Source organism: Acidovorax sp. FHTAMBA (assembly GCF_038958875.1).
Lineage (GTDB): Bacteria > Pseudomonadota > Gammaproteobacteria > Burkholderiales > Burkholderiaceae_C > Acidovorax.
This window is the reverse complement of the sequence record NZ_CP152407.1, coordinates 2,024,712-2,043,517: the sequence shown is the minus strand read 5'-3', so window position 1 is coordinate 2,043,517 and position 18,806 is coordinate 2,024,712. Positions and strand designations below refer to the sequence as shown.

Annotated in this window: 20 protein-coding genes; 1 reads left to right on the top strand and 19 read right to left on the bottom strand. The window is 60.7% G+C overall.

Annotated features, from left to right (window positions below; translation table 11 throughout):
• From AAFF19_RS09610 to AAFF19_RS09535, 16 genes are all read right to left on the bottom strand, one after another.
• Nucleotides 1–1,008 carry a dihydrodipicolinate synthase family protein gene (locus tag AAFF19_RS09610; protein WP_038201553.1) on the bottom strand — a complete coding sequence of 336 codons (1,008 nt, stop codon included), beginning with the start codon at nucleotides 1,006–1,008 and terminating at the stop codon, nucleotides 1–3.
• Nucleotides 1,009–1,031: 23 nt separating this feature from the next.
• Nucleotides 1,032–2,483, bottom strand: coding sequence for an aldehyde dehydrogenase (locus AAFF19_RS09605; RefSeq protein ID WP_038201550.1), 1,452 nt, complete (start codon nucleotides 2,481–2,483; stop codon nucleotides 1,032–1,034).
• A 132-nt stretch (nucleotides 2,484–2,615) separates the two neighbouring features.
• Entirely contained in the window at nucleotides 2,616–3,551 is a 936-nt protein-coding gene (locus AAFF19_RS09600) for a LysR family transcriptional regulator (protein ID WP_051952855.1), read from the bottom strand.
• Between the two features lie 141 nt (nucleotides 3,552–3,692).
• Entirely contained in the window at nucleotides 3,693–4,340 is a 648-nt protein-coding gene (gene maiA, locus AAFF19_RS09595) for a maleylacetoacetate isomerase (protein ID WP_038201834.1), read from the bottom strand.
• A gap of 20 nt (nucleotides 4,341–4,360) precedes the next feature.
• A complete protein-coding gene (locus tag AAFF19_RS09590; protein WP_038201547.1) occupies nucleotides 4,361–5,062 on the bottom strand; it encodes a fumarylacetoacetate hydrolase family protein in 702 nt (233 codons plus the stop codon).
• A gap of 28 nt (nucleotides 5,063–5,090) precedes the next feature.
• Complete coding sequence (locus AAFF19_RS09585; RefSeq protein WP_038201544.1) at nucleotides 5,091–6,161, bottom strand: cupin domain-containing protein; 1,071 nt, start codon at nucleotides 6,159–6,161, stop codon at nucleotides 5,091–5,093.
• Between the two features lie 57 nt (nucleotides 6,162–6,218).
• The gene (locus tag AAFF19_RS09580; protein ID WP_038201541.1) at nucleotides 6,219–6,803 is read right to left on the bottom strand and encodes a hemerythrin domain-containing protein; all 585 of its coding nucleotides are present in this window, start codon (nucleotides 6,801–6,803) and stop codon (nucleotides 6,219–6,221) included.
• A gap of 36 nt (nucleotides 6,804–6,839) precedes the next feature.
• Complete coding sequence (locus tag AAFF19_RS09575; RefSeq protein WP_038201538.1) at nucleotides 6,840–7,553, bottom strand: ABC transporter ATP-binding protein; 714 nt, start codon at nucleotides 7,551–7,553, stop codon at nucleotides 6,840–6,842.
• Nucleotides 7,550–8,308 carry an ABC transporter ATP-binding protein gene (locus AAFF19_RS09570; RefSeq protein ID WP_038201535.1) on the bottom strand — a complete coding sequence of 253 codons (759 nt, stop codon included), beginning with the start codon at nucleotides 8,306–8,308 and terminating at the stop codon, nucleotides 7,550–7,552. The genes AAFF19_RS09575 and AAFF19_RS09570 overlap by 4 nt, the downstream gene beginning before the upstream one ends.
• The gene (locus tag AAFF19_RS09565; RefSeq protein ID WP_038201532.1) at nucleotides 8,305–9,285 is read right to left on the bottom strand and encodes a branched-chain amino acid ABC transporter permease; all 981 of its coding nucleotides are present in this window, start codon (nucleotides 9,283–9,285) and stop codon (nucleotides 8,305–8,307) included. Before AAFF19_RS09565 ends, AAFF19_RS09570 begins: the two co-directional genes overlap by 4 nt.
• Entirely contained in the window at nucleotides 9,282–10,208 is a 927-nt protein-coding gene (locus AAFF19_RS09560; RefSeq protein ID WP_038201529.1) for a branched-chain amino acid ABC transporter permease, read from the bottom strand. Before AAFF19_RS09560 ends, AAFF19_RS09565 begins: the two co-directional genes overlap by 4 nt.
• 3 nt (nucleotides 10,209–10,211) lie before the next feature.
• Entirely contained in the window at nucleotides 10,212–11,384 is a 1,173-nt protein-coding gene (locus AAFF19_RS09555; RefSeq protein ID WP_038201526.1) for an ABC transporter substrate-binding protein, read from the bottom strand.
• Nucleotides 11,385–11,479: 95 nt separating this feature from the next.
• Nucleotides 11,480–11,794: a non-heme iron oxygenase ferredoxin subunit gene (locus tag AAFF19_RS09550; RefSeq protein ID WP_038201523.1), complete on the bottom strand. Its 315-nt coding sequence runs from the start codon at nucleotides 11,792–11,794 to the stop codon at nucleotides 11,480–11,482.
• A gap of 10 nt (nucleotides 11,795–11,804) precedes the next feature.
• Entirely contained in the window at nucleotides 11,805–12,290 is a 486-nt protein-coding gene (locus AAFF19_RS09545) for an aromatic-ring-hydroxylating dioxygenase subunit beta (RefSeq protein ID WP_038201520.1), read from the bottom strand.
• Nucleotides 12,291–12,292: 2 nt separating this feature from the next.
• On the bottom strand, nucleotides 12,293–13,555 hold the full coding sequence (locus AAFF19_RS09540) for an aromatic ring-hydroxylating dioxygenase subunit alpha (RefSeq protein WP_038201517.1): 1,263 nt from the start codon (nucleotides 13,553–13,555) through the stop codon (nucleotides 12,293–12,295).
• A gap of 43 nt (nucleotides 13,556–13,598) precedes the next feature.
• The gene (locus AAFF19_RS09535; protein WP_038201514.1) at nucleotides 13,599–14,585 is read right to left on the bottom strand and encodes a 2Fe-2S iron-sulfur cluster-binding protein; all 987 of its coding nucleotides are present in this window, start codon (nucleotides 14,583–14,585) and stop codon (nucleotides 13,599–13,601) included.
• Between the two features lie 111 nt (nucleotides 14,586–14,696).
• On the opposite strand from AAFF19_RS09535, the gene AAFF19_RS09530 reads away from it, so the two are divergent.
• On the top strand, nucleotides 14,697–15,602 hold the full coding sequence (locus AAFF19_RS09530; RefSeq protein WP_038201831.1) for a LysR family transcriptional regulator: 906 nt from the start codon (nucleotides 14,697–14,699) through the stop codon (nucleotides 15,600–15,602).
• A gap of 243 nt (nucleotides 15,603–15,845) precedes the next feature.
• On the opposite strand, the gene AAFF19_RS09525 is transcribed toward AAFF19_RS09530, so the two are convergent.
• From AAFF19_RS09525 to AAFF19_RS09515, 3 genes are all read right to left on the bottom strand, one after another.
• The gene (locus AAFF19_RS09525; RefSeq protein WP_038201829.1) at nucleotides 15,846–16,832 is read right to left on the bottom strand and encodes an NAD(P)H-quinone oxidoreductase; all 987 of its coding nucleotides are present in this window, start codon (nucleotides 16,830–16,832) and stop codon (nucleotides 15,846–15,848) included.
• Nucleotides 16,833–16,870: 38 nt separating this feature from the next.
• Nucleotides 16,871–17,851, bottom strand: coding sequence for a tripartite tricarboxylate transporter substrate binding protein (locus AAFF19_RS09520; RefSeq protein WP_051952854.1), 981 nt, complete (start codon nucleotides 17,849–17,851; stop codon nucleotides 16,871–16,873).
• Nucleotides 17,852–17,992: 141 nt separating this feature from the next.
• Nucleotides 17,993–18,802: an alpha/beta hydrolase gene (locus AAFF19_RS09515; RefSeq protein WP_169748278.1), complete on the bottom strand. Its 810-nt coding sequence runs from the start codon at nucleotides 18,800–18,802 to the stop codon at nucleotides 17,993–17,995.
• Nucleotides 18,803–18,806 lie beyond the last annotated feature (4 nt).

Here is an 18,806-nt window from a genome sequence, read left to right as displayed (position 1 = left end):
CTACCGTCTTTCTTCACCCTGGTCCGAGTAGCGCGCATGCAATGCGGACCAGGCCTCGCCCGACTTGCGTGCCCCCGCCAGGTATTCCTCGGGAACAACATGGTAGGGCGGGCGGCAGGGGCCGGCCTTGAGCCAGCCTGCCGCATCCATGCGCGCCTTCTCCAGGCCAATGTTGTATTTTGAGAACTCCGCGAAGTCGCCGCGCGGGAATAGTGTGGAGTCAGCCTGTCGCATCGCATTCGAGATGGCCTTGGCGTGAGTCCAGTCACCGCTTCGCTTGGCCTCGTTCACACTGTCGCGCAAGCGTATCGCCGTGGCCGGACCACACATGGCGCCGCTGGACCAGAAAGCGGTCATGCGCTCCGGATCGATCCGTGCCGCTGCGTAATAGTCGTCCTCGTGTGGCAGGAAGCGGATACCGGGAGCCAGTCTCAGGTCAAGATCCAGCATGCCAATACCCAGGTACTTCGCAGTCACCACTTGGGGAATCGCCGAGACCTGGGCCCAGAACGACCGCGGAAAGTCAAACTTGAAAGCCTCAGGGTTGGCGTAGACCGCGATCGCCGCCTCGGGCACCGCCTCCGCAATGTCGCGGTAGAACTGCACGGCAGTGGGCACTTCCATCTTGCACCACATCGGCACGCCGAGCATGGTGCCGCTCGCGCCGATGTCCATGGCCTCCCGTGTCTGGCGGATCACCTCGCGGGTGTGCAACGCCGTGGTACCGCAGAAGAAGGGCACGCGGCCGCCCACCGTCTCGACCACCGTAGCGATGAAGTCGCGCTTCTCCTCCCACGTGAGCGTGGCGCACTCGCCAAAAGTTCCATTGCTGAGAATGCCGTCGACCCCTGCGGCGATCAGCGCCTCTACGATGCGGGCCGTCTCGTCGAGATCGACCGTGTGCTGGACGCGCCAGTCGGATGCATCCGGGGTCGACGGCGTGGGCATGATGACCCACGCGCCATGAATGTCATCAGACGTCAGCCGTGTCTTTGTCTGCTTTGCCATGAAGTTTCCTGATCAGTTGGAATTTAAAAGGGGTACTGCTGCTTGGACGGCTCAATCGTGAGCCACTTCAACTCGGTGAACTCATCGATCACAGCACGGCCGTCGAATCGGCCATAGCCGCTGTCCTTCGTGCCGCCGTAGGGAGCCTGCGCCTCGTTCTGAACGGTGGCGCCGTTGATGTGACAGCAGCCAGTCTCGATGCGCATGGCCACTGCCAATGCACGAGTCACGTCCCGACCAAATACGCCTGACGACAGCCCGTAGGCCGTATCGTTGGCGATGCGCACGGCATCCTCGGTATCGCGCGCCCGGACCACGGTGGTGATCGGGCCGAAGGTCTCCTCGTCGTAGATCTGCATGTCGCGAGCGACATGGTCGACAATCGTGGCGGGCATCACTGCGCCGTTCGCTCGTCCGCCGGCGGCTATCTTGGCGCCCTTGGCCAAGGCGTCATCGATCATGCGGTTGAGCCGATCTCCAGATTCGCTCACGATCATTGGGCCAATGACGCAGGCCGCGCCAGCAGCCGGGTCACCAGTCGGCAGCTCGCGAGCCCGAGCGGCGAACTTGGCCACGAACTCGTCCGCAATCCTTTCGTCTACCACGATGCGCTCGGTGGACATGCAGATCTGCCCCTGGTAGAGAAAGGCGCCAAACACCGCAGCCTTCACGGCCTCGTCGATGTCTGCATCGTCCAGAACAACCAGGGGCGACTTCCCGCCCAGCTCAAGCAGGCAGCGCTTGAGCTGGCGCCCCGCTTTCTCCGCGATGATGCGGCCCACGCGGGTGGACCCCGTGAAGTTGATGCGGCGAACGGCCTTGTGGGAAATCAGCGCATCAATCACGTCGGGGGCATCGATCGGAGCGTTCGTGAGGACATTGAGCACACCGGGGGGGAGTCCTGCTTCCACGAGCGCCTCCGCAATCATCAGGTGCGTTTTCGGGCTGGTCTCCGAAGCGCGGAAAACCACCGAGTTGCCGCAAATGATGGGATAGGCGATGGCGCGTGCTGCAAGAACCACGGGACCGTTCCAGGGCACGATGCTCAGGATCACACCCACCGGTTGGCGCACTGTCATGGAAAGTGCGCCGGGCTTGTCGGTCGGAATGGTCTCTCCCTGGATCTGAGTGGCCAGCGCGGCGGCCTCACGGAAAAGATTGGCTGCCAGCACCACGTTGAACCCGGACCATAGTTCTGAAGCGCCAATCTCCTTGGCCATGACCTCGATGAACTGAGGCGTCTTGGCTTCGAGGATGTCTGCCGCTTTCAGAAAGATGCGTCGACGCTCAGTCGGTCCGCTTTGCGACCAGGACTGAAATGCACGATGGGCGGACTCCGCTGCCGCTACCGCATCCTCGACGCTCGCAGCCGCTGCCCGGGTAACGGTATCACCTGTGGTCGGGTGGATTCGGGTGTATGTGGCGCCGCCGGAAGCGGGCACGTCCCGGTTGTCGATGATGAGCTGAGTCTCCATGAATGTTCTCCTGAGTCGGGTCGATGTGCGAAAAAGCACTCGACAACTCTAGGAGCACATATGCCTCCGGTAAAACAGAGATTCCGGATGCCACGTATCGGTCAGGCCGATGGCTGGATTGCCCGGGCATCATCAGATGTTGCGCGAGAACCCGGTTGTGGCTCCTGCACATGAGGCCTGCCGCACCATCTGTCGCAACCATGTCAGATCAGGGAATTCATCTCGGCTCCGAGCCCAGATCATCACGAGATTCATTGTTGGCAATTCAAAGGGGGGCTTGAAGATATCAATCTCAAAGATCTGCACATAATGGAGCGCAAGTGAACGCGGCACCAATCCGATAATATCGGTGCCTACGACCAATTGGGGAAGAAGCGTGAAATAGGGCACCTGAAACTGGGTACGTTGTCGCAACCCAAGACGGGTCAGCGCCTCTTGCTCAATGGTGTCATGCCCGTCCGTTCGGCAATACATCGCATGCGGCCGATCAAGGTATTCGTTCTGTTTCAACGCCGTGCCGCAACAGGCATGGCCCTTCCATTGGATCGCCACCAAGTCATCCTCCATGAAAATCTCATGCTGGAAATCGGGGTCGTCACGGCTGATGCCGCAGGCTTGCCAATTCGATGGAAGATTGGGGCAGATGATCAGGTCGAGCGAGCCCTGCTGCAGTTCCTTGGCGGATGTGCCCGGCGTGGGCGTGAGTGTGAGCGTGACATTGGGCGCCTGGGCCTGCAAAGTAGCCCCAAGCCTTGACGTGACGAGCGCTGAGACATAGTCGGCTGTGGCAATGCGAAAGCGCGTTTCAGCCGTCAGGGGATCGAATTGCTCAATCTGGAATAGGCGGCCGGCGAGCTCCATGATGCGCTCAACCTCTGGTACAAGCCGCCTCGCTCTTTCAGTAAGGACCATCTCGCGTCCCCGCTGAACCAACAGTTCATCGCCGAATATGTCTCGCAACTGACGCAGCGAGCCACTGACCGTCGATTGCGTGAGATTCAGCCGGCTAGCTGCCCTTGTGACATTGGCGGACCGCAGCAATTCGGTCAAGATGGGAAGCAGGTTCATGTTGACACTGCGTAGCATGCTGACGGGATTCTTCATGACCTGCCGTTTCGTACTATGTACCTGACCGAAGACGCCAACTACAATTGACTAGTGAAATGCCCCTCGATTTAGATTTTGAATGTGATGAGATTCGACATCAAGTCAGACGGCATCAGGCTGCGCCGAAGGAGATGCACGGCGAAACGCGTCCAACTCATTGCAGGCCTTCTCTACTGCGAATATCCGGGGCCAGCGAGAAATGTCCACCATGAAGCGGCGAGCACTCTCAATCTGAGGAACCAGATAGACGTCGGCCAGGGACGGGGCATCACCAAAGCTGAAGCCCCCTCTCTTTGTATCCGAAGCGAGCAACGCTTCATAGGCGTCAAATCCAGCGGTGATCCAGGTGCCGCACCATGCATTGATGGCAGCTTCGTCGGCACCGAAGTTCTTGCGCAGGTACTCCAGGATGCGGCGGTTGTTTACCGGGTGGATGTCGCAACCGACAATGGCTGCGAGCGCGCGCACCTGGGCGCGGTGCTGCGGATCGGACGGCAGCAACGCGGGCGTGGGGTACTTCTCCTCCAGCCATTCGATGATGGCCGGCGACTGGATCAGCACGTGGGCGCCCAACTCGTCGGCCTGCAGCGCAGGCACCAGTTGCTGCGGGTTCACGGCCTTGAACGCCTCGGTCAGATGCGCCTCCTTGCCGAGATGCACCGCAATGTACTCATAGCTCAACCCCTTGAGATTGAGCGCGATGCGAGTGCGGTGCGAGGTGCCGCTACGCCAGAAGTTGTGCAGCTTCATAGCCATGTCGTGCCCCCCGCTCAGGCGGCCTGGCCGATGGTCAGGGCCACCTCGGCCACCCCTTCGACGCGGCCGGTGATCTGGTCGCCGGTCACCACCGGGCCCACACCCTCGGGCGTGCCGGTGTAGATCAGGTCGCCGGGCTGCAGGTGGTAGAACAGAGACAGGTCGGCGATGATTTCCCGGATGTTCCAGATCAGCTTGTCCACGTTGGACGACTGCTTGGGTTCCCCGTTGACTTCGAGCGCGATCACGCCCTTGTCGATCACCACGCCGTCCATGGGCACAATCTCGCTGCAGACCGAGCCGTCCTCGATGTCCTTGCCCAGGTCCCAGGGGCGCCCCTTGTCGCGGGCCACCAACTGCAGGTCGCGGCGCGTCATGTCCAGCCCGGCGGCATAGCCGTAGACGATCTCGTGGGCGTTCTCTGCGCTCACGCGAAAGCCAGGCTTGCCCACAGCCAGCACCAGTTCCATCTCGAAGTGATAGTTCTTGGTTTCCGGCGGATAGGGTACGGTGGCGCCGCTTTGGACCAGGGTCTGTGGCGATTTGGTGAAGTAGAACGGCCGCTCGGCCGACTTGTCCACCGGCCTGCCCATCTCCACCGCGTGCGCGTGGTAGTTGCGGCCGACGCAGAAGATGCGGTTGATGGCGAAGCGCTCGGTCTTGCCGCGGATCGGCAGGGATTGAACGGCGGGAGGGGCAAAGAGGTACTGGGTCATGGAGGGCTCGCGAGGGCGGTGTCTGAGTTCAGGATTGGGAGGGCATGGAGGGCTGGTCGCCGCTGCGCACCTCGTACACGCCAAGCTTGCGGTGCAAAGGCGATTCGTCGGCCACGAAAACGAAGGCCGGCACCGTGTCCGATAGGTTGCTCAGCGTGGTGGCGGCGTAGCCGGGGATGCAGCAGGTGTCGGCAGGCGCGAGATCGAAGCCCTGGGACTCGGTGGTCACGCGGGCGCCGCCTTCGATGACGTGGTAGACCACGGCCGGCGAGCGCGCGGGCAGCGCCAGCGTCTGGCCCGGACGCAGCATCAGGGCGTGGAAACCCAGGATGTTCTCGGCGTCCTCACCTGTCTCGGGATTCACATAGGTCACCTGCACGTGCGCCAAGTCGGGCTGGTTCGCGGCCAGCGACTGCAAGGCAGCCCTGGCGTCGGCCCAGGGGTAGCGCAACAGGGGATAGCGACGGCCGCTGCGGCCGAACACCGGGGTGGGCACCACACCAGCGCGGGCGTAGTTCCGCTGGCCCTCGCCGGGTTTCGTGTCCTGGCGCGCGCCGTTGAGGTGGTAGCTGACCTCCAGGTAGTAGGCCAGCGGCAGATCGAGCACGTCGAGCCAGATCACAGGGTCGGCGCCGTCGTGGCCGTGCTCGTGCCACAGCCCGGTGGGCGTGAGGATCAGGTCGCCCCGCTCCATGGGGCACTTCTCGCCTTCCACCGTGGTCCAGGCGCCCTCGCCCTCCACCACCATGCGCACCGCGTTGGGCGTGTGGCGGTGGCTGGGCGCCCATTCGCCGGGCAGCAGCAGCTGCATGCCCAGGTACATGGCGCTGGAGGCCTGCATCTTCTCCAGCGTGTGGCCGGGGTTGGCCAGCACCAGCACGCGGCGCTCGGCCTTCTCGATGGGCGTCAGCTCGCCGGCCTTGAGCAGCAGCGGCTTGATGTCGGCATAGGTCCAGTGCGTAGGTCTCGTCTGCCGCGTCGGCTGCCGCGGCGGCAGCACACCGCGCAGGCTGGGCCACAGTGGCACCAGGTTGCGCTCGCGCAGCGCCGCCACATAGTCGGCGGGCAGGTCTTCAAGACGTCCAAGTTCGTTTGTCATGCGGTTCTCCTATGGACATGGGCGAAGTCTGACGATCCGGCACCCATGAAGCAGGCCTCAGGCAAGCCCCAGGGGGGCCGGGGTACGTTCAACGATTTCGCGAAAGCGCTGGTGAAAGGCATCGGCTTCGCCAAACCCGCTCAGCGGGTCTGCGTTCTGTGCAAAGGCATGTGCAATTTCGTCCCAGTCGGCATCGGTGAGGTGGCTCTCGGCAAGCGGAATCAGCTCGTGCTCCTCCGCCTTCACATGCCTCCACGTGAATTCGGCATAGGCCGACATGGTCCGCACCAATGCGTCCATGCTTCCCGGTACGTTGGCCTGAACATTTCCCAGCCAACGCCTGATCTCGCCGAGTGCTTGCGGTTCGTGCGCGTGTTGCCGCTGGAGTTCGCCGATCAATGCATCCGCCTCATGCGTTCTCTTGCGCAAGAGCCGAAAGAGCCATTCGTCTTCCTTCGGGTGGTGCAACCGATTCGGGAAGGCATCGATGTAGTAGACCATCGACCACAACAGCGGAAAGTCGGCCCTTATACGCTGGGCATGCACCTCGGCCAATAAATCCTTGAGGTTGTGTATGACCGCCGCCAACGTCCGGTGTTCGGCACGAATGGTATTGAGTGCCTGGGTGCGTGAATCGTTCATGGTTTCAACTCCTTTGGGAGGCGCGCGACGCAGTCGTCACACCCCAAGGTACTCGTGGACGATGCGTGAGTTGGCACGCAGCCCCGCCGAATCGCCCGACCAGACCACGACGCCCTTTTCCATGACGTAGTGCTTGTCGGCCAGTTCCAGCAGGGGTCCCAGGTTCTTGTCAATGACGATGAGCGACAACCCTTCCGCCTTCAGTTCACCCAGCGAGCGCCAGATCTCGGCACGAATGATGGGTGCCAGCCCTTCAGTGGCCTCATCGAGGACGACCAGTCGCGGGTTGGTCATCAGCGCGCGTCCGATGGCCAGCATCTGCTGCTCGCCCCCCGAGAGTTGGGACCCGAGATTCGAGCGGCGTTCCTTCAGCCGGGGAAAGAAGCCATACACCCTGTCCAGCGTCCAGGGCTTGAGTTTCCCGCCGGAGCGCATGCGCGCTGTGGCAATCAGGTTCTCTTCCACCGTCAGGTTGGGGAACACCTGGCGGCCTTCGGGGACGAGACCGAGGCCCAGCTTGGCAAGCTGATGGGAGGCCAGCCGTTCCACGCGGCGACCATCCATTGAGATCTCCCCCGATGAAGGAGGGAGCAGCCCGAACAGGCATTTGATGGTGGTGGAGCGTCCCATGCCATTGCGGCCGAGCAAGGTCACCACCTGCCCTTCCTCGACGGAGAAATCCACACCGAACAGGACTTGGGCGGCACCGTAGCCAGCCTTCAGCCCATGGACTTTGAGCAGTGTATTCATGATTCGCTGATCTCCTCATCTCCGAGGTAGATGGCGCGAACCTCTTCATTGCCTCGAATTTCCTCGGGCGTTCCCGTCACCAGGATGCGCCCATAGACCAGGACACTGATGCGGTCAGCGAGCGCGAACACCGCGTTCATGTCATGCTCCACCAGCAGAATGGTGTATTGCTTCTTGAGCGTCTTGAGCAGTTCAACAACGGCGGCCGACTCCTGGACGCTCATCCCGGCCATAGGCTCATCAAGTAGGAGAAACTTGGGTTCGGCAGCAAGTGCCATGGCCAACTCAAGTTGCCGGCGCTCGCCGTAGCCAAGTTCCGAGGCCAATGCTTGCGTGCGGGGATCAAGTCCAGCAGCCTGTATCCCGCGCTTTGCAGCAGCTAGTGAAACCTCGTCATCCAGCAGACCCTTCCAGAAGTCAAATGCATTTCGACGCGCGCCTCGGGCTGCCAGGGTTGCATTTTCGAGCACGGTGAATTCATCGAACACCGATGTGATCTGGTACGAGCGGACCAGCCCGCGGCGTGCACGGGCATGGATGCCAAGCGGCGTCACGTCCTGGCCAGCAAACTCAATCCGGCCCGAACCGGGTGCAAGTTCCCCGGAGAGTTGGTTGATGAGGGTGGTTTTCCCTGCCCCGTTTGGCCCGATGATGGCGTGCAGTTCGCCCTCCTTGACGTCGATCGAAACTTCGTCGGTGACCAACAGCGCGCCATAGCGCTTGGTGATGGCATGTGTTTTCAGCAGTGAAGTCATCGCGGCGCCCCCCCTGCCGGCGCTTTCCTCAAGGCGCGATCGGCCACGGCCTTTACCCAACCGGCGATGCCACTTTTTCCGAACATTGCCATGACCAGAATCACGATGCCGAAGACAGCCATCCAGTGCTCGGTGTAGGCCTTGATGACCTCTTCAAGACCCAGAAAAGCCAGGGCGCCGATCACCGGCCCGATGACAGTGCCCATTCCCCCCATGACGACCATCACGATGAGTTCACCGGAGATCATCCAAGACATGCTGCTGGGAGAGGCATAGGCATTGAGGTTGGCCAACAGCATCCCTGCGAAGCCACAGGGAATCGCGGACAGGACGTAGGCCGTGAGTTGATAGCGCTGTAAAGGCAAGCCCACGGAGTTGATGCGCCGCGAGTTCTGCCGCCCTCCTCGCAAGACCATGCCAAAGGGCGACTTGCGCAAACGCATGACCCAGTAGGTCAACGCCAGCAGAAGTCCCCAGGCACAGTAGAAGACCGCCTCGGGCGAGTTCAAGGCCACGCCGAAGAAGTTGCTCGCCCGCGCCACGCCCAATCCGTCGTCCCCGCCGTACTGCTTGAGACTGACGATGACGAAATAACCCATCTGAGCAAAGGCCAGGGTGATCATGATGAAGGCAATCCCGGATGTGCGAAGGCTGATGAGCCCGGTGACAGAGGCAATCACGATGCAGACCGCCACGCACACGGCCAGGTGGACCCAGCCGGAGTCGATACCGTAGTGCACGGGCAAGGCGACGCTGTACATCCCGATCCCGATGAACAAGGCGTGCCCCAGGCTGACCATGCCACCGAAGCCCAGTGCGATGTTGAGCGCGCATGCCGCAATGGCATAGATCAGAACGCGGGCACTGAAAGCCACGAGAAAGCTGTCGTCGATGGCTCTCGACAACGCTGGAACGAAGACCAGAGCCGCCAAGAGCAATGCGGGCAGATAGTTCAGATAGCGAAGTGCTGTCTTCATGCATGTCCTTTGTGGGCAGGAAAGAGCCCCTGAGGCTTCCACGCCAGAACGATGGCCATGAGCAGGTAAATCGACATCGATGCCAAGGCCGGCCCCGCCGCGTTCGCAACCTCTCGATCCGCGAACTCACGGATCAGCATGGGCAAGAATGTGCGTCCCAGTGTGTCGACCAAGCCAACAATGATTCCCGCGTACAGCGCTCCATGCACAGATCCAATGCCGCCAATGACAATGACGACCAGCGTGGTGATCAGGACAGGCTCGCCCATGCCACTCTGAACGGACAAAATCGGTCCGGCCATGGCTCCGGCGAGAGCGGCCAGCGCAGCCCCCAAAGCGAAGAGCATGGCGTTAAGCATGCGGATGTTCACCCCCAGCGCGCCCACCATCTGCGGATTCACCGACCCAGCCCGAATGAGCATGCCGACTCGCGTTTTGTGAATCAGCCACTGGCTCCCTGCCGCGACCAGCAGGCCTACAGCGATGATGAGAAAGCGATAAGTGGGATAAGTGAACCCGAACAGGTCAACCGTTCCGGAGAGCGATTCGGGCAGGGAGACGAACATGGGCTGCGGTCCCCAGATCATCCGGACGACTTCGTTGAAGAAGAGCACCAGGCCGAAGGTCGCCAGAACATGATCGAGGTGGTCTCGCCGGTAGAGGCGGGATACCGCGACCCATTCCAGCAGCATGCCAACGATCAAACCAGTCGCCACAGCAGCCAGAACACCGAGAAAGAACGATCCGGTGTGCACGCCCACCACGGCTGCGGCATAGGCTCCAAGCATGTAGAGGGAGCCGTGAGCGAGGTTGACGAAGCTCATGATGCCAAAGACCAGCGTCAACCCGGCGGCCAACAGGAACAGCATGACGCCGTACTGCAGGCCGTTGAGCAATTGTGCTAACAGCAGAGAAGCCGACATGGCTTACCTCGCCTTGCACTGGGACACGTAGGCGTCCTCGTGGTTCTGCAGCGGGGTTCCAAGCTGCTTGATCACCACCTGGGAGCCCTCTTTGGCCACTTGGAAGGCGTAGTAGTTCTGCACAGGCATGTTGTTGGCGTTGAACTTGAACGGGCCCCGAATGGCCTTGAGTTCGCTGCCCGCGGCCTTGACGGCGGCAGCGAAGGCGGCCTTGTCGGAGGTATTGCCCTTCACCTTGCCGACAGCGATGTCCAGCAAGCGCGCGGTGTCATAGCCAACCGCGGCGTAGTGGCTGGGCGTGCGCCCGTACTTCTTCGTGAAGGCAGCAACGAACTCCGCATTGCCTGGTGTTGCAAGGGCAACATCCCACATGGCTCCGCTGATGACCCCTACCGACGCATCGCGCAGCGCAGGCATGGTGGTGCCATCGACCGTGAAGGCAGACAACATGGGAATCCGTTTGGAAAGACCTGCCTGGCTGAACTGCTTGACGAAGTTCACGCCCATGCCGCCGGGGTAGAAAACGAAGACGGCATCCGGGCCAGCAGACTGAAGTTGCGCGATTTCTGCGGAGTAGTCCGGCTGGTTGACTTGGGTGTACACCTCGTCGAGGACTTCGCCCTTGTAGTAGCGCTTGAAACCCGCGATGTAGTCCTTGCCTGCCTGGTAGTTGGGCGCCATCAGGTACACCCGCTTGTAGCCGCTGTCCTGCGCAAACTTGCCCATGGCTTCAGCGGTTCCATCGTTTTGCCAGGCAGTGGAAAACACATTGGGCAGGCATCCCTTGCCAGCCAACGGGGATGGACCTGCGTTGGTCGCGATGGCCACGGTTCCGGACTCGACGATTCGGGGCAGACTGGCCATGAGGACGTTGGAGAAACCCAGGCCGACAATGGCGTCCACCTTGTCCCTATCAATGAACTTGCGGGTGATCTGGTTGCCCAATTCCGGCTTGAGCTGGTCATCCTCGCGCAACACATTCACGTTCTGGCCACCGAGCTTCTTGCCGAGGGATTCAATGCCCAACATAAAGCCGTCGTACTGGTCCTGCCCCACGGCCGCGACCGGTCCCGACAGCGGACCAGAGAATCCAACGGTCACGTCTGCGTAGGCAGACTGGAGGGCCACGACGCATACACCTGCACAAACTGCCTTGAAGGAATAAGTCGATTTCATAGTTGTCTCCTGACAAAGTGGGTGAGGCCATACCGCTGTAGTACAGCAACGGGGGAAAACGCAAACGGAGCCAGGCAATCCCGGCTTGGATCCGGTCAGTCCAGGCGCAGCATCACACGCATGTTCTCGATCCTGACCGGGTACGTCTTGATGTCCTCGGTCAGCGGAGCGCACATCGCCTTGCCGGTGCAGACATCGAATCGGCCCTGGTGCAGGGGGCACTCGATCTCGCGGCCTTCAAGGAATCCATCACTCATGCGCGCTGCACCATGCGTGCAGATGTTGTCTGTGGCATAGACCTCGCCCTCCACCTCGTAGAGCGCGATGTCCTTTCCCGCCACGTTGACACCAATCACATCACCCTCGGGAACAGCGCCACGGGCAGCTGCGTCGATCCATTTCTCGGTCATGCGGCCAACCTCAGATCGGATAGATGAGGGAGTTGGCAATCATCTCGCTGTCGTACACGCACAAGCGAGACTGCAACTTCAGGCCCTCGGGCGTCCGCACGATGGCATCGCGATAGAACCCGGTGTTGAACACGGTGGATTCACCGTCCAGCTTGGTCCGGATCACGGTGTAGTTCGCTTCAGCCAGAATGCGTTCGCCGTAGATGTCACGCTCCACGGAGGTGATTCGAGGCGTGCCGACGATATGCCGCTGGTAGTACGGGTCGTGATACATGGTCTCTTTGACGCCGTAGACCCGGTCACGAATCATTGCCTTGCTCTCAAGTGCCAGCAGGCAAAGGGGAAGACCTTGTTCGTGGTTTTCGCGCGGCTGCAGCCGATAGGTGCCTGCGTCGACGAAGAACTCGGGCCACTTCTCCCACTCTGCCGAATCGCAGACCATGGCGTAGTCGCTGTACAGGTTGAGAAGCTCGAAGTAGGTTTTGAAGTCGATCATGGCTATTCCCCCATCACTTGACGCCAGTAGTTGTACATACCGCGAATCAAGGTCTCCGTGACCATGTGATCGGTGTCACCGATTTCGTGACCGCCCATCTCGATGACCGTGCGGTGACCAGGGTTCTGCTCAAAGCCCTCCTGCGACCACTCGATGACTTCGCCATCGTCGGCAGAGACAAAACCAGCAGGTCCGAATAGATTGGCTTGGATCAGACGACGCTCATGCATCTCAGGCGTATCGTCCTCAAACCCGAAGTGAGTCCAGACGAAGTCGAATGAGCCGTGACCAGACGGCTGGATATGGCGGGTCGACACGCTGTTGACCTGCTGCTGGATGATCACACTCGGGAAGATCGTGGTCATCACAGCGGTGGGCCCGCCCCACCAGGGTTCGGGCACGATGTCCAGCAGGCGCGGGTCGTTGACCTTCATCGACTCCTTGAAGCTGTCGACGCCCGTGACCACCTCCTCGTTCTTGCCGCCCTGGCCACGCGTGGAAATCATGGCTGCATGGCGAAACTTCTCGTCCATCTTCAGCTCGGATTTGTTGTCGGCGCGCCAGAGCCCGAAGGTGGAGAACCAGGTGTGCAGGAGACCAGGGTGATATGGATCCTTGATGTTCTCCTGCATCAGCTTCCAGTTGCCTGGAATGCGCTGGCGGCGGTAGCCCAGAACCTTGAGCTTGCGGCCGTTGAACACCCGGTCGAAGTACTGGAGGATGGTCGGGCCGAGAAACTCTTCGAATGGTTCGACGTCATGGTCGAACGAAGCAAAGACGACACCACCGCGCGTGGCCACCTTCAACTTGGTCAGACCGTGCTCTTCCAGCTTGAAGTCCTTGGGCATACCGCCGTTGATCTTTCCATCCTGCTTCACGCCACGGCGGAAGGGAACCCCCTGCAGATCGCCCTTGAGGCTGTAGTTCCATTGGTGATAGGGACAGAAGAAGTCCTTTGCATGGCCATTGCGTTCGCGGCAGAAACGCATGCCGCGGTGGGCGCAGACGTTTTCGACGACGTTCACTCCACCGTCGGTATCCCGCACCATGATGACTGAGCGCTCGCCGATCACGGTGCGCCTGAAGTCGCCCGGATTGGGAATCTCAGCCTCAAGACCGACGTAGCACCAGTGGCCGGAATAGAACAATCGGTCAAGCTCGCGCTTGTAGAGATCCTCGCGGGTGTACGCCCAGAAAGGAACACGACTGGTCCCATCGCCTGGCCAAGTAGGGTTTGGGGGAAACACTGTCTTGCCTTCACTCATCGTGGGTCTCCTTTAATGAAGTGTGTGGGGAATGGCGGTGCGGTCAGACACCACTGGGATAAAACGCGTCTGCATGGACATGCTCAGGAGCAATGCCCTGCTTTGCGACGAGCAGGCTGAGTGCCTCGACCATCGCCGGCGCACCGCACAGATAGGCTCGCCATCCTTCCAACGACTGAAGGTCGTTTTGGATGGCATCGGTGACCAGTCCACTGCGCAGGCCGTTGCCCGCCGGACCGGTAGCCACGACGATGTGCACCTGGAGGTTGGAGTTCTGGTCTGCAAGCACCCTGAGGCGGTCTGCGTCGTAGAGGTCTTCCTGGCTGCGGACCCCAAAGTAGAGGTGAATCGGGTTCTTCATACCCTCCGCGAGCGCGCCGCGAACGATCGATAGAACAGGAGCCAGTCCGGTCCCTCCGCCCACGCAGAGCATCGGGCCGGCGTGCTTTCGCCTCAGATACGCAGTTCCCAAAGGACCGCTGATTCGGAGGTTGGCTCCTGTCTTCAGTTCCCTGAAGATGTAGTCCGTCACCCGTCCGCCATGCACCTGACGGACTTGGAACTCCATTTCTTCGTCGCCCGGGAGGCCTGCCATCGAGTACGGCCGAATGTGGTCCGGCGTGAACTGCACGGTCGCGTACTGGCCGGGACTGAACTCAAGAGGCTTGGAAAGCCTGACCTTGATTCGACGAATGTCGTGGGTGGCTTTCTCAATCGATGTGACGGTCCCTTTGATGATCTTCGCGGGGTGGGTCACCACCTCGTCAACATCCGGAACTTCAATCGTGCAGTCGCCGGTCAAAGTCGCCTGGCATGCCAGCACGTCTCCGGCCTTGGCCGAGTGAGGCCTGCCAGTCTCTGGTCCGCCATCGAGGACGCTGCCCTCGGTCACTTTGCAGCGGCATGTTCCACATCGGCCAGACATGCAACTGTACGAGATGGGGACGTCGTTCGAGCGCAGCACATCCAGCAGGTTCTTACCGATCTCTGTCTGCAGATGTAGCTTGAGTGGCTCTATAACCAATTCCATGTGGGGCGCTCACTTTGTCTCCGAGTGGCGCGATTCTGGGGACGAACGCTGTATTAGTCGATGCAGTAAGTCTGATAGTTACAATCACCACTATGAATAATGGGGTGTGACATGAAGCTTCGCGACCTGGACCTGAATCTGCTGGTGGTGTTCAACCAGATGCTGTTGGACCGCAGTGCATCGGTGGCCGCTGAAAAGCTGGACATGTCGCAGCCAGCCGTCAGCAACGCTCTACGACGCATGCGTGAGCTTCTCAACGATGAGCTGTTTATCCGGACATCCAAAGGCATGGAGCCAACGCCTTATGCGCTTCATCTGGCCGAACCCGTTGTCTACGCGCTTAATGCGTTACAGACCGCGTTTTCCAGCAGCGAACGCTTCGACCCGAAGACCAGTGCACGGACCTTCAATCTTGCGATGACCGACGTTGGCGAGATGTACTTCATGCCTCCGTTGATGGATGAGCTCTCCCGGATTGCCCCAAAAATACAGATTCATACGCATCGCACCAACTCTGGAAACATCAAAGAGGACATGGAGTCAGGGTCGATTGACCTTGCGCTGGGATCGATGCCCCATCTGCAGACCGGATTTTTTCAGAAGCGCTTGTTTCGGCAGCGTTATGTGTGCATGTTCAGGCGAGGGCATCCTATCGCCAAGTCCCCGATGACACTTGCGCAGTTCAGCAAGCTTGAGCATGTGGGCGTTACTGCTCGGAATACCGGACACGGTGAGATCGACAGTTTGCTTGCCCGTGCAGGCGTGACGCGCCGCATCCGCCTGGTGGTGCCCCACTTCATTGCTGTTGGCCACATCCTGCAGAGCACAGACTTGATTGCCACTTTGCCGGAGCGATATGCCGACCGTAGCAAGGAGCCCTTTGACCTGATCGTATCCCCGCATCCCGTCAAACTGCCGGAGATTTCCATCAACATGTTCTGGCACGCCAAGTACAACCGGGACCCTGACAACATGTGGCTGAGGCAGTTGGTCAGCGAATTGTTTTCTGACAACTGAAGCGACGAAGACAAGTTTCGCGCCATAGCGGCGGGAAGTTAGCTGATCTCGGCATCGGCGCACGCGCAGTCCGGCAAAGCGAGCACTGCTGCGCAGATAGGTGGGGGATCGGCGTCAGCGGCGTGAAGTCGCACGAGGATTCGCCAGTGGCACAACCAGGGGGCTGTCCAACTGGCTAAGCCGGTGCCGCGACAGCTTGGTTCGCGCGAGGCCCATCACTCGCCGGACAGCGTTCACACCGTTTCAGTGGATTGGCATGCGAATCAGGATCTTCCCGATCTGTCGCCCCGACTCCATCAGTCGGTGCGCGTCCGCCACCTCGGAGAGTTCGAAGACACCATCGGTGACAGGGCAAATGGCACCTGCTTCAATTTTTGGCCAGATGTATTCGGCCAGTTCAAGCGCAATCGACTGCTTGAATGCGGAAGAACTCGCGCGAAGGGTCGAACCAGTTAGCGTAACGCGCTTCTGCATGACGGCCATGACATCGAACTGCACATGGCGTCCACCTAGAAACGAGATGAACACCACCCGACCATCTGTTGCCACCGCGGAGATATCGCGCGCCACGTAGTCACCGGCGACCATGTCCAGGATGACATCGACACCTCTGCCATGTGTCGCCGCATCCACGGCCTGCACGAAGTCTTCTCGGTGGTAGTCGATCGCTAGCGTTGCGCCCAGTTCGATGCAGGCGGCACAGCGCTCGGGTCCCCCGGCCGTGACCATGACGCGGTGGCCCAGTGCAGCAGCCATCTGGATCGCCATGGTGCCAATGCCGCTTGCGCCGCCGTGCACCAGCAACGACTCGCCGTCCTTCAGTCGACCCTGTCTCCAGACCGTGCTCCAAACAGTGAAGCACGCTTCCGGGAGTCCGGCGGCATCCAGCAGCGACACGCCCGTGGGCACCGGCAGGCATTGACTCGCTGCCACTGTGCAGTAGGTCGCATAGCCTCCGCCAGTGAGTAGTGCGCAGACCTTGTCACCAACTCTGAAGGCCGTCACCCCTTCACCAAGTTGCGCGATGGTTCCCGACACTTCAAGTCCTGGCACATCGCTGGCACCAGGAGGTGGCGGATAGTGCCCCGTCCGCTGCGCCACGTCGCCGCGGTTGACGCCTGCCGCAGCGACTCGGATCAGCACCTCCCCTGCCCCGGGCACCGGGCATGGTCTTTCCACGACGCGCAGCACTTCAGGAGGGCCTGAATGCGCGATCTCGACGCACTGCATCGTCGTGACCACTTCCGCAGTCAAGTGACCATCCATGCTCAGTCCAACCTGACGTTCGTGGCGGATGCCACCGCCGCCCATTCGGCGCGATCCCTACGGATACGGTCCGCAAACTCTTGGGACGTGCCGACCAGCGGAGTAAGGCCTTGGGTCTCGAGGTATTGCTTCTGAAAGGCTGGATCCAGCAAGATCCGGTTGACCGCCTTGTTCATTTGCTCGACGGCGGCCGCAGGGATACCGCTGGGAGCAAACATGCCAATCCAAAGCCTTGGGCTCATCCCCAAACCCTGTTCCTTCACGCTGTGGACGTTCGGGAAGTACGGCGACCGGCTCTCTCCGATAACGGCAATGGCCTTGAGTTTCCCCTTCTGAATCCACTGGTTGACGAGCCCATAGGACAGCATTGTGGACTGGATGTCTCCCGACATCAGTCCGGACACCACTGCAGCGCCTCCTTGGGCGTAGGGGACGTGATTGATCCGCGTGTTCAGCGCGCGGTTGGCCTGTCCAAGATACAAGTGAGCAGAGCTCCCGATGCCGAATGTTCCCCAGTTGAGCTTTCCGGGATTGGCCGCATCGAACTGAGCAAGCTCCTTGAGATTCGATACCGGAACGTCTGCGGTAACCACGATCGCGGATTCGATGCCGACCAGGCTCGCAACAGCGACGAAGTCGCGATCAGAATCATACGGAAGCTTGCTATAGACGGACGGATTGATCGTGACCGTATCGTTCAGGAATATGCAGAACGTCTGTCCGTCAGGGGCGGCCGCCTTGCAGGCGCTGGCGCCAATGATCGTGTTCGCCCCCGGCTTGTTTTCGACGATGACCGACTGCCCAAGAGCGCGGCTGAGGCCCTCGCCGACTGCACGCGCCGCAGCGTCTGTCGGTCCTCCAGCTGCAAATGGGACGATGAGCCTGATCGGCTTGCTCAGTGAGTTGGCGACCTGGGCCGTCGCAGGCTGGACGCACATTGCAATGCCAAGCATGGCAATTTGAAGGGTCTGAAATATTCTCATGATGTCTCCTTGGTTAGTCTGGAACCGTTGCGCGGTTGCGAATGATTGAGGCATGCGTTGAAGGCATTTCCAGCCATGGCATCTTCATCGAGTCATGAGTGCTCCTGTGAAAGTGATCGAGACGTGTGGACGGTCTTACCGTCAGGAGGATTCGGTCGGGCAACTGTTCCAGAGGCGACACAGTTCCGTGGCCGTAAGGCCTGGCGACTCCAGCGGCGCAAGGTGCCCGCACCGGGCGACGGCAACGTGACGCACGCCGCGCAGCCGACGCTCGATCTCGGGAGCGAGATCGCTGCCTCCAATGCTGTCATCGTCGCCGGTCAGCACCAGCATCGGTCCCTCCCATCCGCTTTGCAGGATCTTCAGCAGGTCGGTGGCAAACAGCACCCGAGTGGCATCGCGCATACCCTGCTCTGTGATTCCTGCAGCTAGTTCCCTGGCCGCTTCCAGCAGTTCCGGTGAGGCGTGCGGACTGACAAGACTCGGAGCGGAACGCCGCGCCACCCCCGCAGGGCCCAGCTCACCCAGCATGCTCAGCCTGGAGGCAAGCAACGCGTTGCGCTGTTCCGGCGGAAGGCTGGCATACCCCGGGGTGGGGTTCAACAATGCCAGTGACCTCACGCGTTGAGGGAAGTCGCTCGCGAGGCTCGCGGCGAGCAAGGTCCCCCACGAGTGGCCGACGACATGGACTCGCTCCTCTCCGAGGCCGTCCAGCACGGTGGCCAGCGAATCTACATACTGATGCAGTTCAGCAGCGCTGTTCAAGGGCGAACTTGCGCCATACCCTGGTGCGTTCCAAGCCACGCGGCGGCCTGGCAGCCCTTTGATCAACTCGTCCCAGCCGGACGCCGTCGCTCCGATTCCATGAAGGAACAGGGACGTCTCCCCCGTCCCGCCTCGGCACAGAACCTCGATGGTTCCATGTGCGCCCTGAATGATCTGCCGACGCATGATT